This window comes from Rickettsia monacensis (genome assembly GCF_000499665.2).
Lineage (GTDB): Bacteria > Pseudomonadota > Alphaproteobacteria > Rickettsiales > Rickettsiaceae > Rickettsia > Rickettsia tamurae.
Genome location: NZ_LN794217.1, coordinates 539,123 through 556,647, shown reverse-complemented (window position 1 = coordinate 556,647; position 17,525 = coordinate 539,123). Strand labels below are relative to the sequence as shown.

The following is a 17,525-nucleotide window of genomic DNA, read 5'->3' as shown; positions in this document are numbered from 1 at the left end:
AAAAGGAGTGTATTTCTCCAATATATTTTGTTGTTTTATGGATAACGTAGAAAGGAACGGAGGGATATCGTGTTAATTACTAGAAAACTCATTCACCACTAATATATAACTTGTTTTTAAGTCCAAATCATAATCAATGGTATTATATATTAGCTTTTTTATGTCGGTAAATTTTTGTAGTAAATAGGAAGGATGCTTATTTGGCAGTTTATTAAAAATCTTGTTTTCTAAATCTAGAAGTTCAATATTAATGTTAGCAGATTTTTTAAGAATTCTATTCATTAATAATAATAAATTATTAATAAAATCTAGCCATAATTCTCGGTCTTTAGTAGTAAAACGATTAATAAAATCTAACGTTTCGTTATCTGCTATCGGCTGAATAAACTGAAGATATAAATCATTTCGAGCATTAGGTAGAGGAGATCTAACATTAACTTTAAAACATCTTGATCTAATTGTAGATATAATACTTGCAGCTCTTGAGGTAATTAAAAAAATGTAACTATTCTTTGGTGCATCTTCAAGAATTTTTAAGCATGAATTTGCCGCATTCAAATTCATAAGATCCGCCGAATAAATTACTGCAACTTTATAACCTGAGATTGCAGAAGTTTTACTTAAGAAGTCTTGTAATTTTCTTATTTGTTCAATAGAAATATTTTTAGCATTAGATGTAGCTGAAGTTTCCCTAGCGATGAAATGATAATCAGGATTGTTTTCAAGAGGAATGCTATTCTTAAAAAGCTTAATATATATAAAATCTTCTAAATCTTTTAAAACCTGCTCTATATTTTCGGCTTCAATAAGCCAACTATTGTATAGCTTATTATGTTTTAAGTTAAACTCTAGGCGTTCGATTATCAATGGTTATAATATCGTTATGAATTGTACTTAAGAAGTGTTCTATATCATTCCGGCTTTTGCAGAGCATTGTTGCATGAGCCGGTTTTTCTAGTATCACCCCGCAAGCTTGTAACGGGGTTCGGAAATTATCAGTACTATAAGTTACTTCTTTTAATTACAAGCTTCTTTCATTTTTCTTCCGGCTCTAAAAGTAGGTTGATTGTAAGCATCTATTTTCATTTTTGCTCCGGTTTTTGGGTTACGACCCTCACGTGCTTTTCTATGATGTATTTCAAATGAACCGAAACCTGTTATATTAATATTATGGTGGCTCTTTATAGCACTAATCACACTATCAAGAACTAAATTAAGTGCTTTCTCGGCATTAGCTTTTGTTAATGTTTTATGTGAAGCATGTTTATGATTATGACCATGGTCGGTCATAAATGCTATAAATTCGGTTTTATTCATTTTTTTTGGTTCTTTTTTGTTATGTGTACTCATAATAAAATCAACTCTCCTTTAATGGGTTAATATGTATTGATGTTTTTTTATAAAACAAGATATACAACTGGCAATAATATACATCAATATATTTTTATGTGAGTTAATTATAACAAACTACCTACATACTGCAAATGCCAGTTATTTACAAAGTTTAAAATATATACGTTATTATATTAATTTATAGAAAAATGTAGCCATTTTACATCAGTAATACTGTTAAAACTATCTTAATCAAGTAATTAAAGTGAAAATTTATCATTAAAACCCTAATTTATTGTCAATAGTAAATTACAAAAACTAATTTTCTACCCTGTAAAAAATTATAAGTTTTTTAATAAAAAACAATATATACTTAATTTATATAAAAAGTGAAACCGTCTTTCACCTTTTATATAGAATATTTCTAACCGAATAGCAGATTATGTAATAATTCGCTATTCATATTAATTTAGACTAAAATTTTTAAAGAAAAATATATTAAATCCAATTTTATTGTCTGAAATTTGTATTAAGCGTCCTGTCTTTGCTACGGTTTTGAGTTTGGTTATCGTAGCTCTTGGAGCAATCTTTTTACCAAACTACAAATTAGAGGAACTCCAGATATTTCAGTTCCCATTATAAATGTCGAAGCTCATTATGCAGGTGCCGATGCTTTATATATGGAAAAAGAAATAACGACGCGTATAGAAAAAGCTTTAAAGACGGTTAAAAATTTAGACTATATAACTTCTCAAAGTTCCACCGAAATATCGGATATCACTTATATGTTCCCGCAAGATATGAAAGCCCCGTCAGTTGCAAAACTTGATGCCGATAGTTTCCCAAGCCTCTTCATAAGTGTTGAAAGTGATCAATATAGCGATTTAGAATTAACAAAGATCGTCGAAGATAATCTACAAACACCGTTAGATAAACTTGAAAGCGTAGGACAGTCATAAATTTACGGCGGTCGGGAATATATAATGAGAATAGAACCCTACTCCAAAAAATTATATCAACATAAAATTTCTTTATTGGAGATTGAATCCGCAATAAAAGAGCAAAATAAAGATTATCCGGCAGGAACGATTAAAACAAAAAGTAATAATTTTATAGTAACTCTTGAAGGTTCTTTATCTACACCGGAAGAATTCAGCAATATTATTCTAAAAGTACAAAACAGAGTTATAGCTAGACCATAGTAAGTAGGTACATACTATGCTAATATATATGTTATAAATAATAAAATAAATTATGGCAAGCAGTTACAGTTACGATTTAAGAATGAAACTATTCAAAGCTCTAGATGATGGGCTCTCAATTGTTAAAGCATGTAAAATATTCAATATAGGTCGTAACACTATATATAGATGGAAAACTCTTAAATGGGAAACAGGAAAAAGCAAAACCTTATGGTCCAGCAAAGGGTTATAATGCAAAAATAAATCTCAAAGAATTTGAAGAATTAATTATCTAATAATCATGATAAAACAGCTAAAGAATTAAGTATTATACTAGGTAATAGATTACAAAGAACTAGAATAAATTACTATAGAAAACTACTAGGCTACACTTATAAAAAAAAGTCATCTTCATCCCAAAAGGGATATTGGTTTAAGGAATGAATTTATAGAAAAGATACAGCAAATTTCTAAAGAAACTCTAGTATTCATTGATGAGTCAGGAATAGAAGATAATGTTTGTAGAGAATATGGATGGAGTATAAAAGGTACTAGATGTTATGGAAACAAAGTGTATCAACATAAATCCAGGATCAGTATGATAGCGGGGCTTCGTAATAATCAAATTATAGCGCCAGTAATATTTGAAGGAAATTGTAATAAAGAAATATTTACAACCTATGTAGAGACTATATTAACTAAAGAATTACATCCTGGACAAACAGTAATTATGGATAATATCAACTTCCATAAGAATAATATAATAAGAGAATTAATCGAGTCGGTTGGGTGCAGAATTTTATTCTTACCTACATATAGCCCAGACTTAAATCCTATAGAACATTATTGGTTTAAGATTAAGAACGAAATAAGAAAAGTTACGGGGCAATTCAAAGATATCAGTATGGCTGTAGAACACGTACTAAAGTTTATTTAACTATACCTATTTCCTATGGTCTAGCTATATCATAAAATTACGAGATATAGCGGAAATATCTTTAACTTCTCCCGATGAGGACATAATTTTTAGATATAACGGCAAAAGCTCCATTGCTCTTGGTCTTATAAAAGAATCAAAAGCTAACATCATAGATTTATCAAATGAAGTAACTAAAGAACTAGAAAGAATTAAAGAATCCATGCCTAAAGGAATAAGTATGGGTATCGCATATGATGGAGCAACGCCTGTAAAAGCATCAATTTATGCAGTATTTCAAACAATTTTTGAAGCTTTAATATGTACAAGTTACGACTTAATCTGACAGAGTTGAGTAATCAGGCAGCTTGATGGGCAATCATCAAATTGTCTGATATTCTCTCTATATTACCAATATTTTTATCTATATTACCAATATTACCAATATTTTTATCTTTAGCAATATAAAGTGAATCTGTAAAAGATTGCATTGGTGTTTTACCAAAGCAATGTTTACCGGAATGAGGTCTTGCATTATTGTAACTCACAAGCCAGTTATCTATATCTGTTTGCAATTCATCAAGTGAATTATAAAATTTTTTGCGGAATAGAATGTGATAGCACTCTTCCTGCATAGTTTTATGGAAACGCTCACAGATACCGTTGGTTTGAGGACTATATGCTTTAGTTTTGGAATGATCGATATTCTCAATGCCAAGATATAGTTGGTAAGCATGGTTTTCTGGTTTTCCACAATATTCCGTACCTCTATCAGTTAATATTCTAAGCAGAGGGATATCATGGTTTGCAAAGAATGGAATAACCTTATCATTTAAGTGGTCTGCAGCTGTAATAGCCGTCTTTTCGGTATAGAGTTTACAAATAGCTACTCCTCAATAGGTATCGACAAAAGTTTGCTGATAAATACGGCCTATGCCTTTAATATTACCAACATAGTAAGTATCTTGTGAACCAAGGTAGCCAGGGTGCATAGTTTCTATTTCACCACTAGCTTCACGTTGGTTTTTAACTTTTTCAAGAACAGCAAGTTGATTATCACTTAAAACAATACCATCATTTGCTACTTTAGTCTCTAGAGCTTTTAGACGTTTTTTGAAACTTTCTAAATCATGACGTAACCACACAGATCTAACTCCGCCACCAGAAGTGATTATCCCACTCTTGCGTAATTCATTAGCAGCACGTTCCTGACCAAATGCTGGAAATTCAACAGCTATATTAACTACAGCATCCTCTATATTTGCGGGCACACGATTCTTAATGCAAGCTTTACAGTCATCTCATATAGAGCTTCCCCCCTCCCCACCTTGATCATGGAGCTCTTTGTAACGATAAAATGTATCCCTGCTATAACCCATTGCTTTGCAAGCTTGTGATACATTCCCTAATTGTTCAGCGAGTTTTAATAAACCGATTCTTGGCTTTATGATTTTTTCTTGATATGTTGTCATCTGACAGTCTCCTTTTTAGTAGGTTGTTAAAACTTGCCAGGTACTATCTTATCTTTTTTCTTCGTACCCAACAATCCTTAACTGTCAGATCAATTCTTTACTTTTACACCGTTCAATAAACTACAAGAATTGGCTCACTGTCCAGATTGGCGGAGAGAGAGGGATTCGAACCCTCGATACGGTATGACCCGTATAACGGTTTAGCAAACCGCCGCCTTCGGCCACTCGGCCATCTCTCCGGTTATGGCTTAACTTTATATCATCTAAATTATAAAATTTCTAGAATTATTTTAGAATCTTTATTATTGATTTAAATATTATTCATAATCATGGCTAGGTAGTTTTGAAGAAATTTCGCCTATAGGAAGCATATCATTATAACACCAAAAAATAGGTAATCCTTTCCAAGGTTCTAAATAATCAATAAAATATTTTATAACTTCAGGCTTTGTCGTATTTTTACAAATATTAAAAAGTTGGGTGGTTACAAATAAAATCCGTGTTATCTTCAAATTTATCTGTCACATATTTTAAAATTTCAATTCGTTTTTCTAAATCGAGAGAGATAGAATTTAAGATTAATAATTTTACTATTTTAAGCTTTGTTGCATTATTGCAAATATTAAAAAGCCGAGTTATATGACAAGAATCAGTATCGCCTTTATATTTATCCATCACATAGGTTATGGTTTTAGTTTGCTTTTCTAAATCAAGAGAGATGGAGTCTGAAAGCAATGATTTTACAAAATCCTCATTATCGCTACAAATGCTAAATAGTATTTCTGAATGTTCTTCGCTAAGATTATCAAATAATTTCTGATATTTAACTAAAAATCTATTCCAAGTTATTGCTTCAATATTGACAAAACTCTTATAGTCTTTTGGTTGGCATTTTGGATTATATTTTTGTAATGGTATTATAAAGTTGATTTTATCTAAATTCTGATGAAAATTTTGTAGATCTTCAAAGTGTGTAGCCATAAAAATAATTGTACACTGAGTAATAAAAGAATCTATAAAATAAAATTGATGAATAAATTTGTAATCTTTGATAGTTCTGCTACTAGCTCACTATCTAGTTTTCTAATATCATTTACTATATCACCTATATATTTTAACTCTTCATTCGTGTGTTCTTCATATTTAATATTTAAATCCTCAAATGTAATAATTTTACCTTTAGCTATTTTATCTGTTATTGTATAGTTTTTAATTATAGGTTCTTCATAATTAGCAATAATATAAATTTCCGGATTATATATATCTTTGAAGTTATTTTGCAGCATATTTTTTACTGCTTTTACCGTATTTTGATTTAGATAATCAAGCTCTAATATATGAATATTGGTAAGTAGTAAACTTGTATGATCTATTTTATTAAAAGGAGCAACATACCATGGATATTCACCTCCTTTAATGCATCTTTCAATAAGAGCATTTTTCTATAACATTCTTCTCTTAAAATGTATTATTACCGTCTAATAAAGCTAAATTTTCAGCTCTGTTATTCTGTCATTTAAATAGCTTCGCCAATCACGAGTTAATAATTCTAGCAATTGCTTAAAAAAACTAAAACTAATTTTCATATAATAATATTAGGTTAATTTAAAAACTTTATAAGTCAGAAGCTATTAGAGACAGTTATTTGCTAACGTTATCTAAAAAATTCTGTAGTTCTTCTAAATTACTTATATTACTTAACTTATATGGATAATTAATTTTTCGGAGCATATTTGTTAGTACGCTTCCAGCACCTATTTCTACTATATGAGTTATATCTAAGGTATTAAATAGTTCTAAAGTTTCACGCCATCTAACTCGCCCGCATATCTGAAGAATTAAATTTTGTTTGATTTTTGTAGGATCTAGAGTAGGTTTTGCGGTATAATTTTGGATTACCGGTATCAGAGGCTTATTAATTACAGTTTTATCAAGAGCTACTCGCATTTTTTCTTCTGCCGGCTTCATTAAGCTACAATGAAATGGAGCACTGACTTTCAGCTTTATCGCTTTATAACCTAAATCTTTAATTATACTAATAGCATGATCTATAGCTTTAGTCTTGCCGCTAATAACTATTTGTCCTTCGATGTTATCGTTGGCAATTTGGCATAAATTTATTTTGTTGATGTCTTCTAATATTTCTTCAAGTTTTTGAAGCGGAATATTGATACAAGCTGCCATGCTTCCCTCACCTTCAGGACATGCTTCCTGCGTAGATGTACTACGTATATGAAGTAGTTTTGCTGCTGTCTCAATACTAATACTTTCGGTGCTACATAAAGCACTATATTCGCCTAGAGAATGACCGGCAGCATAATCGCAAAGACTATCCAAACTTTTATCGGTTTCAGTTTTGATAATATTTATTATTGCCATAGATACCGCCATTAATGCCGGTTGTGCGTTAGTGGTTAAGGTAAGTTCTTCAGAAGGTCCATTAAAAATTATATCAGTGAGTTTCCGGTTTAGTACTTCATCAACGATTTGAAAGGTTTCTTTGGCGGGTTTAAAATTATCGTAAAAATCCTTTCCCATGCCGGTCAATTGCGCCCCCTGACCGGGGAAGATAAAAGCTGTTTTCATATTTTGTATTATCGATTGAGTTTATTAATAGATTTTATTAAAATTTTCTAAAATAGTCAAATTATTTTAAGTATTTTAAAACTGTTTTTCAATTATTACGCTACATATAATTTTTACAAAAGTATTAATTTTTCTTAGCTTTATAACTTGATTACTTTCAACTAGTACTATAAATTAAACTAAGAAAATATAAACAAGGAAATTAGTTATGAAGTTAAAAGAATATTTTAAAAAGTTAGAAAGTACAATTTTTGATCCATGGCTTGCTGCATTTAAAAAATTATTTACAGAAAAGGAATTAGAAGAGGAAATACTGAATATAAAACTAAAGGAGTCTGAAAAGCAAGAGGTTAATAAAAAAGATTTAGTTATTTTATCTAATAATGTTATTGAAATTGAACAAAAAGATACAATAGAGCATGAAATTTCAAGATTTAACCAATATAAAGAAAATATAGGTTTGGTATTTACTCTAATTACCAATATTCAATTAGAAAAATTTGCAGAATTTATCTCTAATTTACCGAAAAAACATAGTGAATTTAAGGATTACTTTCATAGTGAAGAACAAAAAGACGGGTTTTTTAAAGAAGATGCTTATAAAAAAGTTGTTAATAAAGGTAAATTAGTTAAAAAATTCCAAAACTCATATAAATATAATTATGAAAAAATAGAACAAAATGTTCATGGATTACAAGCTTATTTAGGTTCATATGAATATAATTGTGGTATTCCTAAATCTGATTTATTAGGGCATGATTATTATCATAATCATAATGCATAAATTATTATGCTATCTATTTTAGAAGTAGCGGTTTCAATAAAAATCTTATTAATTTTCTTATGACAATATCTAAATATTAATGATTTAAATTTAAGATATAGGAGTTAAATTGAAATAAAAAATATTTAAGTTGAAATTTAAATAAATGTTACTACTATTATGTAGTATCAACTAAATTCTGTGAAATTAATAATGTTTGATCAGTTAAATATCTTATATCCTCTGTTAATAAGTATTTTTATTTTTCTTGTTGTAGTCGTTATTTCTAAAATAACAAGGTATAAAAAAACCTAGAACTGAGAATTATGCTAATTCTTTTTTAGAAAATATCAAATCTTATTTTAAATTAGATGATATAAGAGTAATTTCGCAGGAAGAGCTAGAAAGTGATCAAGAGTTAAGTAGTTTATTTAAAGACAAGTTAGAAGAAGTTGCTACATCTTTTTTAGATGAAACAAAAAAAGATATAACAGCTTTGTATGAGATGCTGCATGCTAATAAGGAGTCTCAGGATCCAGAAGAACATAGATTATATATATTTACCGCCTGACCAAATAAAGAAGCAAGACGCCAAAAAACTTATTTATGTAAAATCCCCTTATAAATTTACTAAGGAGGAAATTGAAACACTGGATATTTATATACATTTAGTGCAGTTATTTAATACTAGTTCGGAGTAAGCGGTTTTGTTGCATGGAACAAAAAAACTACTCGATATCATTCCCGCGAGGCATTGTTGCGTGGATTGGAAAACGCATTCGGTGTCATACCGTGGCTTGACCACGGTATCCAAAAAACAATCTAAAGTATTAATAATTTTAGTATTTTAAACTGGATCCCGCGATCAAGTCGCGGGATGACAGCGTTAAAATTGATCCATGCAGCCGTCCTCTGACAATAGTTAATTGACTTTTTTAAAAAATTTATTAAAATCTTCCGTAAGAATAGCGATAACGTTATTCCGGGGTGTGTAGAAGTCCTTTATCACAGATGGTTAGCATTATCCATTTAAAAATGCTCCTCAACTTTGTCATGGTTGGAGTGATTTTAGCTATGTTCAGGGTTAAGTGCAAACTTTAAACCTAAAAGCTATTATAACTGTTCTGTGACGGTTCTTCTAACGCCCTAACCACCCGAGGTTAAAATCTTCGGTGGTTGAAACTTGAACAATTTAAGTTTAATCAATCGGGAGCAACTACATGTTCAACAAAAATAATAAATTATTATCTAAAATATTACCGATTTCTAAGAAAAATAAAGATTTAGAAAAACTAAGATCTAAGTTTAAACAAAGGCTAGAAGCACAAGTAACGGTAGATGAGATAAAAAGAATAGAGCAGAGTTCATTATATTTAGAAAGTATAAAATAATTCTAGGTTTTGTGAAGGAAAATTAATAAGTTTTTTTGAAAAAGGATTAACTATCCTTTCAAAAATCTTATTAATTTTTGCTAAAAATTTATTTTTCTTCTCCTTTTTTAACAATTTTAGATAAATTGGTTATTTGTTAAGCTACTCTTAATTCTATGACTTCTCCGAGCTTATCTAACCCCGATTATGGATAAGGAATAGAGAGGAAGGAAGGTTGCAAGAGTTATTAAACCTTATATAAATAGGGCACTGAAGGAGTAAAATAAAGGTTTAATAACATGTGTAAATATACTACAATATTTTGTATAGTAGATAAATTTTGTAAAATTTATGAGAAATGGGTAAAACATCAATTGCTGAAAAGTAATAAGCAAAGATTTAGAGAAGGTAAGCTTTCCTTAAGTGAAGAACTCTCAATAATGATTTTTACCATTTTAGTGCATATAAACATTTAAAAGCTTATTACCAAAACTTTATTATTAATGGTAATTTGTTCAGGAATCCACCTTGTTATGAGAGATTTGTTCAGCTTATTCCTTCATTATTTCTGCCATTGATTGTGATGTTACATTACTTAAGTGGGAAAAGAACGGGAATTTATTATGCAGATTCCACACATTTTGCAGTATGTAAAAATATCAGAATTAATTCTAACAGAACTTTTAATAATCTTGCAAAAATGGGACGTAGTTCTGTCGATTGGTTTTTTGGATTCAAGCTTCATATGATAATCAATGATAAGGGAGAAATTATTGCTGTTAAAATTACCAAAGGTAATGTTGATGACAGAATTGCATTTGAAGCAATGGTTATCAAAAAAGGTCTAAAAGGTAAGTGTTATGATGATAAGGGGTTTATTTCAGAAAAAATGTTTACAAAACTTTATAAGCAAGGTTTAATAAAAATTACCGGAATAAGAAAGGATATGAAAAACTATTTATTACCTCTTTTGGATAAAATCCTTTTAAGGAAGAGATTCATTATCGAAACCATTTTTGGCTACATAAAAGAGAATTTTAATATTACTCCTTCCAGACATCGATCACCTATTAATTTCTTTACTTCTCTATTCTCTGCTCTTATTGCTTACCAACTTAAACCTAATAAACCATGTATTTCTTATCCATAATCGGGGTTATCTACTTTATTTTCAAATTCAGCACTATAATCTGCAGGGATATAATTTTTATTATCTTGAATATTCTTATCAATGCCATGAGATTGAAGCAGTATTTGTATTACTTCCTTATTAACTTTTTCATAAGTATGATGCAGAGGGGTTTTACCGTTAATATCTTGCTTGTTTACGTCACATTTTCTATGTAAATATATTCTTACATCAGAAATATTACCTTCTGCAGTAGCTGCATGTAAAGGCGGTAATTGCTTAAATCTTTCTATTTTAATTCTTGCTTTATTTTCAAAAAAATTTTCTAAAATCTTCAACATAAGACGCTATTTTAAATTATAAGTGCGTCTTAATAGCATATTATATTTAATTAAGCAATTATTAATTGAAAGTTTTCTTGGTTATTTCATACCAACAATTTTCAGGAATAGCAGCTTTATTACTAAAACCGCATATAATTAGCTGGTCTTTAGCTCTAGTCATTGCAACATAGAGTAGTCTTATATATTCTTGCAAATCTTTTAATTTTTCAGCTTCTTTCAGCTCTTGTAAAAACCTAGGAGTGTCAGCAGCATTAGCAGAAAAAAACATTTCACCTTTATCGTCCCAAATAAATTTATTGCTACTTACCGGCAAAGTAGTAGAATCGCATAATATAACGATAGGAGCTTCAAGTCCTTTAGAGCCGTGTACGGTCATTACTCTTATTTTGTCTGAATGCTCCATATCATGTTTGATATAGATATCGTTATTCTCAAACCAAGCAACAAATCCTTGCAAAGAATTATCTATATCATTCACATAGTTTTTGCTTAACGTTAATAGCTCATTTATTATATTATTGCTATCATCACCGTTATAAGCATTAAGATTCTCTCGTAAATTTAAATTATTCACCGCTAAATCAAAGAAATTCTCAACAGTCGATATTTTATAAATTTCAATTAGGGAATTTAACTTAGCATATATTTCTTCATAAGCAGATAGATTATCCCATAAACTATTATCGTTTTTATTTACAAGAAGTTCGTATAATTGTTGCTCGTTCATGTCGATAATCGGCGATTTTAGTAAACCGGCAAGGTTTAAATCATCGTCAGGTAATAAAACAAATTTAGCCACGGACATTAAATCCATTATAGTTAGATTTTCTTTAAGATTAATTCTATCGCTTATTTCAACTTTAAGCTTAGCTTTGCTAAGTTCTTTAATCAGATTATTACTAAACTCATCTCTCTTTCTTACTAATATCATAAAATCTTTTTCAGATATTCTGTTTGCGGTAGACGGTAAAATTTCTTCGCTTTCTATTTGTTCTTTTATAAAATTTACGATTTTTTCTATGAGTAAATCGGCAGCAGATTTAGAATTTTCATAATCTTCGGGTAATACCCAAAAAAGCTCTTCTTGTTTTTCACTTGTTACTAAGGGCCAAACCGTTACGATGCCTTGATGTGTACGGAATGAGGATATTAAAGGATTATCCGAAGGGAATAAATTAGGGTAATCGGATTTTATATTTTTTAAAACATTATGAGTAAACTGTAAAATTTCTGCACATGATCTATATGAATATTCAAGGGTGATATTTTTGAATTTCTTATTAGCATTTGTGAGATTTGCTTTTAATTTTTCATTTACTAAGCTGAAATTATGAAGATCAGCTCCTTGAAAGCTAAAGATCGATTGCTTATCATCGCCTACTATGAAAATTGTCATACCGCGAGCTTGTAGCGGGATCCAGTCTTTTTTTATTTTTTCCTGGATACCGTGGTCAAGCCACGGTATGACATTTTGTGGTTTATATGCTGCATTAAATTCTGTTATTAAAGTAGTAATAATATTCCATTGCAGGGGGCTTGTATCTTGTGCTTCATCGACAAGAATATGATTTATCTCGCTTTCAAGCTTATGCAGTAACCACTCATGAGTAGTTTTATTATTTAGTAATTTCTCGGTGTAGTAAATTAAATCGTCGTAATCGAGTAAATTATTTTCTTCCTTATATGAATCGTATTTTGTTAAAATAATATGAGCAAGTTTAGTAAGTAAGTTCGTATGATATTCTAGCTCTTCTATGCGACGCAGCTCATCTAATTGGTAAATTTCAGAGGTAATTTTTTCTAGCTCTAGTAATAATTTAGGATATTTCCTTATTAATTCTTTCGATAAAAGGCTTTTTCGTTTTTTCCCGTCTTTGGTAAAAAAAATTTCTTTCGGTTCTATCTCCAAATCATATTCTGCAAATAAGTTTTTTACCTTGTCGTAAATATTATTTAATTCCTCTAACGCTAATCTTTTATTATAAATCTCTTTTGGAATTTGAGTATTTATAAATAACTTTTTGAATTTAATTTTCTGCTCAATTATTTCAGTAAAAATATCTTGTAGTGTTATTTCATGGAAGCGGTTAAGTAAAATTTTAATTAAGTCATTATGCTCGTCGCTTAAGTAAATTTCATTTCTGATATTTAGGAAGATATCTTGTAATTTAGTTTCTTCAAGAATCTTAAACTCCGGTGTTATGTCTGCTTCTACAGGAAAAGTTTTAAGAATTTTTTGACAAAAAGCATGAATTGTATAGATATTTAAAGGCTCATTACTATTTAGTATTTTATCATATAAAGTTTTTGCGTTTTCTGTTTCTTGCGGCGACGGCTTATTGCCGCTCATTAAGAAAAGTTCTTCTTCTAGTTTCTCGGCGTTGCAAAGAGAAAGATATTTAAGTCTGCTATTAATCCTTGCTTGCATCTCTATAGCTGCAGCATTAGTAAAAGTAAGGCATAAAATATTTGAAGGTTCTACGCCCGTTATTAACAGACGTAAAAATCGATCGGTTAGGATTTTGGTTTTACCGGTACCGGCAGATGCCGATACCCAAACAGAGTAATTAGGATCAGATGCTTGTTGTTGTAGATCGCTCATTTATGTATCGATTTTCTACTGTCACCCCGCGACTTGATCGCGGGGGCCAGTCTTTTTAATTATTTTTCTGGATCCCGCGATCAAGTCGCGGGATGACATCCACAGCCATATAACGACGCCGATAAATCACATATATTACGATTAAGGAAATAGCAAGTCCAAACCAAGTTAGGGCGTATTCTAAATGGTCATTTCTGATTGTTGCTAAATGATTTATTGAAAGCAGTAATAAAATATCTAGATTGCTAATATCTTTTCCTTCCGCAATAATATAAAAATTCTCAAGATCTAAGCCTAACACTTTGGATGCTTCTTTTAAATCTAGCGTTAGCCACACATTATTTTTTATATCGTTAGCAGGTAAGTAGCTACGAGTTTTTTCTGATGGCATGGTAACACCGATAATCTCGTGCTGCTGGTCGTTTGTAGCTTGCGTGATAATATTTTTATTGCGATTACTGAACCAACCTCGTACTACTAAAATAACTTTATCTTCTATGGTTTTAAAAGGAGTAACTAAATAATATCCATCTTTTTTACTCGACCTTGACCTTCTACCATATAAATGTATGTCTTTATTAGGCAAAAATTGACCGGTAATTTTTACTTTGTGATAAGGTAAACCGTCTTGAATTTCTGCTAAATTAATTGCAGATGAGGTTAGGTTAGCTTGCATTGAAGCTAAAAATAATTTCTTTTCTTTTAAACGACTAAGCTGCCAAAAGCCTAAAGAGATAAGTATTGTAAAGGTTATAAGTACAAGAAAATTTGTTTTCATAGATAAGTTTTAAGGGGATTGTTAAAAAAGCCTGTGGTGTCATGCCGTGGTCAAGCCACGGGATGACACCAGTATCATAATTAAGCCGGTATTAAAATCTTATTTATGAACTCTTTATGTTTTTGCAGCTCTTCTTTTGTAGGTTTAATAACAATAGTAGCTTGCTCTGTTTTGTTATTTACTTGATTAGTTGCTAAATTATTTATTCCGGCAGATTTATCAACCATTTTAAAAGCGGATTGTCTACCGCCCATTAGCTCTACATATACTTCTGCAAGTAATGCTGCATCTTTCAAAGCTCCGTGAAGCTGCCTACTTGAATTATCAACTTTAAATCTTTTACATAATGCATCAAGATTATATTTTGAGCCTGGAAACATACTTCTAGCCATTACTAAAGTATCAATAGTATTTGCTAGTTCCAAGAGTTTAATTTCGGCTCTCTTTAATAATGATAATTCGTGATTTAGAAATTTAATATCGAAAGGAGCATTATGAATAATAAGTTTGCTATCTACAATAAACTCTAAAAAATCATCGGCTATTGTATGAAATAGAGGCTTATCCTTTAAAAACTCACCGGATATGCCATGAATTCTATAAGCTTCAAACGGCATATCTCGCTCAGGATTAATATAAAAATGAAAAGTCCTTCCTGTTAATACCTTATTTACCATCTCAATAGCACCGATCTCAACGATTCGATGACCTTGTCGTGGGTCAAGCCCCGTAGTTTCGGTATCTAAAATTATTTCTCTTAAACTCGACATTCCAAATCCTTTATTAGTCTTTAAAATCGTCATTGCGAGCGGGTGTTGTTGCGTAGACCGATTTCACTGCTGTCACCCCGTGTTGTCTTGACCACGGGGTCCAGTTACTAATAATAAAATTATTAAGTATTATAAAGTTATTTTTCTGGATACCGTGGTCAAGCCACGGGGTGACATCGGATGCGTTTTTCGTTTCATGCAACAAGGCCACATTTCCTCGCAATGACGAGAATTATCTTACTTCCAAATCCTTTATTAGCTTCGCTATTTGTTTTTCCAAGTCTAACATATCAACGCCGCTATTTATAGCAAAATCTGCTTTTGCTATTTTACTTTCTTGTGATAGCTGAATTTCTTTGATTTTATTATAAATTTCTATATCAAACGAAGATCTCGTTATTGCTCTTTGCATTCTTATTTCTTCAGAGCAGTATATTGTTACGACAAAATCAAAATATTTATCAAATTTAGCTTCATAAAGCAGCGGTATTCCGGCAAAGCCAAATTTGGAATTAGCGTTTTCTTTTTTAAATAAAATGAGTTTATCTATTAGTAAGGGGTAAATAAAATTTTGTATTTTTTCTCTAGCTAGGTCGTTATTATAAATTAAATTACTGATTTTCCCAATATTGAAATACTCAAGTTCAGGTAATAACTTTAGAATCCGAGTTTGCACGTTCAAATCTTGATATAATTCTTTTATGCATCTATCGGCACAAAAAGTTTTATATCATTTTTCTGCTAAATAATCCAAAATAAAAGTTTTGCCCGATGCATAGCTACCGGTAATACCTATTGCTAACATTTTGTTATAAAAATTTTATGTTTATTAGCGAGTTTTATAGTTAATTCTTCTTCGACTATAATTACGTTATTTTTCTGAATCGCTACTCCTTTGTAATTATATTTAGCAAGATTCTTTATAGTATTAGGACCGATCGTCGGCATATCTAGTCTATTATCTTGACCTAATTTCGGTATTTTTACTAATACTCCTCCATAAGGATTTTTACGTAAATCTGCACATCTCGCTATTAAATTATCCGTACCTTCGGCAGCCTCTATACCAAGTATGTAGCTACTTTCAACTATAACCGATTGTGCGATGTCGAATGAACTTAGATGATTCAATAATTTTATTCCAAGCTCAATATTATTTTTATCTGAACTTGTAGGGTTAGTATCGGTTATAATATTGGAGTTACCTTGTTGATTTTTATATATTTCATTACTTGAGATTACCTTGAAACCGTAACTTTCAAAAAAATCCGCTACTGTTTTTAGCAAACAATCATCTCCTCGAATTTTTTGCCCAACTATTTTGAAAAGCAATAAACCGCCTATTTTATCTACGGCTAAATTTTTAAAATTCGGTCTATTAACTCCGCCGATAAAAATAATATTTTTTACCTCATGCTCCTTAAAATATTTTATAGCTTCCCCGACCATACCGATTTTTAAAATCTTATATTCAAAATCTTTAATTTGATCTATATCAGCTTCGTCTTTAATTGCCGCTATATAGCAATTACCGCCTTGCTTTGTATAATTACCTGCTATTAAGTAAGGTAATGAACCTCTGCCGGCGATAATTCCAAGATTTGGTAGCATAATTAAGTTTTTAATTTAGAATTCTAAACATTTATTATAAGTCCATTTTTAATATAAATCTAGAATTCTTATTTGACCTTTACATTTTAATCAAATTAAGGCATAATATTTGGTGCTAATATAGCTATAGTAATAAACGTAATTTAGAATAGAGGTTGCGGACTCGGGGGCAGTACCCGACGCCTCCACCAATACATAAGAATGTTATTCCCGCATAGGGCGGATTATTGTTGCATGGCTTGCTTATGTCATTCCCGCGTAGGCGGGGATCCATAAAAATAACTTAAATATGGATACAGAAGTTACATATTTGATAAAATAAACATATAAAAAACAAGTTTTTTATATGTTTTACTGGATCCCCGCCTACACGCGGGAATGACATAAGCAAGCCATGCAGCAACGCTCCCATATAAGAATAACATCAAAATCTTGGGGGCGAAATAGGATCGACGTGCCTAATAAAAAGATTGCTTTTACTCGGGATGATTCCGCCGATGGCTTTTGCCATATGGGTCAAAACAAAGAAACGCAAACGATAATAATCGTTCTGGAGGTCGTTTAGCTTTAGCAGCTTAACCCTTAGCGGCTGGAGGGTTTGCCGGGCAACAGAAAAACCCTCACGTATATACTCAAATGATTTCAAGAATTGAATTTTATTTTGAGAGGTG

General features: G+C 30.7%; 14 protein-coding genes, 1 tRNA gene, 1 other RNA gene and 5 pseudogenes. 7 read left to right on the top strand and 14 right to left on the bottom strand.

What is annotated here, in order from left to right:
• Window positions 1–72: 72 nt before the first annotated feature.
• A complete protein-coding gene (locus RMONA_RS02870; protein WP_023507562.1) occupies window positions 73–867 on the bottom strand; it encodes a DNA polymerase III subunit delta' in 795 nt (264 codons plus the stop codon).
• Between the two features lie 150 nt (window positions 868–1,017).
• On the bottom strand, window positions 1,018–1,350 hold the full coding sequence (locus tag RMONA_RS02865; protein WP_023507561.1) for an HU family DNA-binding protein: 333 nt from the start codon (window positions 1,348–1,350) through the stop codon (window positions 1,018–1,020).
• A gap of 489 nt (window positions 1,351–1,839) precedes the next feature.
• Between RMONA_RS02865 and RMONA_RS08080 the strand changes: the two are divergent.
• The 3 pseudogenes from RMONA_RS08080 to RMONA_RS08070 all read left to right on the top strand — a co-directional run.
• Window positions 1,840–2,513, top strand: a pseudogene (locus RMONA_RS08080) (efflux RND transporter permease subunit); the annotation flags it as partial.
• A gap of 73 nt (window positions 2,514–2,586) precedes the next feature.
• A pseudogene (locus tag RMONA_RS08075) lies at window positions 2,587–3,450 on the top strand (IS630 family transposase).
• A gap of 28 nt (window positions 3,451–3,478) precedes the next feature.
• Window positions 3,479–3,751, top strand: a pseudogene (locus RMONA_RS08070) (efflux RND transporter permease subunit); the annotation flags it as partial.
• A gap of 37 nt (window positions 3,752–3,788) precedes the next feature.
• Here RMONA_RS08070 and RMONA_RS02840 read toward each other — a convergent pair.
• From RMONA_RS02840 to fabD, 5 genes and pseudogenes are all read right to left on the bottom strand, one after another.
• A pseudogene (locus RMONA_RS02840) lies at window positions 3,789–4,901 on the bottom strand (IS481 family transposase).
• A 147-nt stretch (window positions 4,902–5,048) separates the two neighbouring features.
• A tRNA-Ser gene (locus RMONA_RS02835) sits at window positions 5,049–5,140 on the bottom strand.
• 229 nt (window positions 5,141–5,369) lie between these two features.
• Window positions 5,370–5,882, bottom strand: a complete 513-nt coding sequence (locus RMONA_RS10210) for a hypothetical protein (protein ID WP_023507555.1) — start codon at window positions 5,880–5,882, stop codon at window positions 5,370–5,372.
• A 32-nt stretch (window positions 5,883–5,914) separates the two neighbouring features.
• Window positions 5,915–6,187, bottom strand: a complete 273-nt coding sequence (locus RMONA_RS02825) for a hypothetical protein (RefSeq protein WP_023507554.1) — start codon at window positions 6,185–6,187, stop codon at window positions 5,915–5,917.
• 355 nt (window positions 6,188–6,542) lie between these two features.
• Window positions 6,543–7,487, bottom strand: coding sequence for an ACP S-malonyltransferase (gene fabD / locus RMONA_RS02815; protein WP_023507553.1), 945 nt, complete (start codon window positions 7,485–7,487; stop codon window positions 6,543–6,545).
• A gap of 208 nt (window positions 7,488–7,695) precedes the next feature.
• On the opposite strand from fabD, the gene RMONA_RS02810 reads away from it, so the two are divergent.
• The 3 genes from RMONA_RS02810 to RMONA_RS02805 all read left to right on the top strand — a co-directional run bounded on the left by RMONA_RS02810 (window position 7,696) and on the right by RMONA_RS02805 (window position 10,770).
• Window positions 7,696–8,271: a hypothetical protein gene (locus tag RMONA_RS02810; protein ID WP_023507552.1), complete on the top strand. Its 576-nt coding sequence runs from the start codon at window positions 7,696–7,698 to the stop codon at window positions 8,269–8,271.
• Window positions 8,272–9,470: 1,199 nt separating this feature from the next.
• Entirely contained in the window at window positions 9,471–9,641 is a 171-nt protein-coding gene (locus RMONA_RS09580) for a hypothetical protein (protein WP_023507127.1), read from the top strand.
• Between the two features lie 475 nt (window positions 9,642–10,116).
• A complete protein-coding gene (locus RMONA_RS02805; RefSeq protein WP_339325422.1) occupies window positions 10,117–10,770 on the top strand; it encodes an IS982 family transposase in 654 nt (217 codons plus the stop codon).
• On the opposite strand, the gene RMONA_RS02800 is transcribed toward RMONA_RS02805, so the two are convergent.
• The 7 genes and pseudogenes from RMONA_RS02800 to RMONA_RS02775 form a co-directional block, all read right to left on the bottom strand.
• The gene (locus RMONA_RS02800; protein WP_023507550.1) at window positions 10,761–11,090 is read right to left on the bottom strand and encodes an ankyrin repeat domain-containing protein; all 330 of its coding nucleotides are present in this window, start codon (window positions 11,088–11,090) and stop codon (window positions 10,761–10,763) included. The two genes, RMONA_RS02805 and RMONA_RS02800, sit on opposite strands and share 10 nt — an antisense overlap.
• Window positions 11,091–11,151: 61 nt before the next feature.
• On the bottom strand, window positions 11,152–13,695 hold the full coding sequence (locus tag RMONA_RS02795) for a UvrD-helicase domain-containing protein (RefSeq protein ID WP_023507549.1): 2,544 nt from the start codon (window positions 13,693–13,695) through the stop codon (window positions 11,152–11,154).
• A gap of 55 nt (window positions 13,696–13,750) precedes the next feature.
• Complete coding sequence (locus RMONA_RS02790) at window positions 13,751–14,473, bottom strand: SURF1 family protein (protein WP_023507548.1); 723 nt, start codon at window positions 14,471–14,473, stop codon at window positions 13,751–13,753.
• 80 nt (window positions 14,474–14,553) lie between these two features.
• Window positions 14,554–15,243, bottom strand: coding sequence for a DNA polymerase III subunit epsilon (dnaQ, locus tag RMONA_RS02785; protein ID WP_023507547.1), 690 nt, complete (start codon window positions 15,241–15,243; stop codon window positions 14,554–14,556).
• A gap of 13 nt (window positions 15,244–15,256) precedes the next feature.
• Window positions 15,257–15,466 (bottom strand): hypothetical protein, encoded by a 210-nt coding sequence (locus RMONA_RS09165; RefSeq protein ID WP_157699818.1) that lies wholly within the window; start codon window positions 15,464–15,466, stop codon window positions 15,257–15,259.
• Between the two features lie 9 nt (window positions 15,467–15,475).
• Window positions 15,476–16,048, bottom strand: a pseudogene (gene coaE, locus RMONA_RS02780) (dephospho-CoA kinase).
• Window positions 16,042–16,854 carry an LpxI family protein gene (locus tag RMONA_RS02775; RefSeq protein ID WP_023507544.1) on the bottom strand — a complete coding sequence of 271 codons (813 nt, stop codon included), beginning with the start codon at window positions 16,852–16,854 and terminating at the stop codon, window positions 16,042–16,044. The pseudogene coaE and the gene RMONA_RS02775 overlap by 7 nt, the downstream one beginning before the upstream one ends.
• A gap of 74 nt (window positions 16,855–16,928) precedes the next feature.
• Here RMONA_RS02775 and ssrA point away from each other — a divergent pair.
• Window positions 16,929–17,479: a transfer-messenger RNA gene (ssrA, locus tag RMONA_RS08045) on the top strand.
• The last annotated feature ends 46 nt before the right edge of the window (window positions 17,480–17,525 follow it).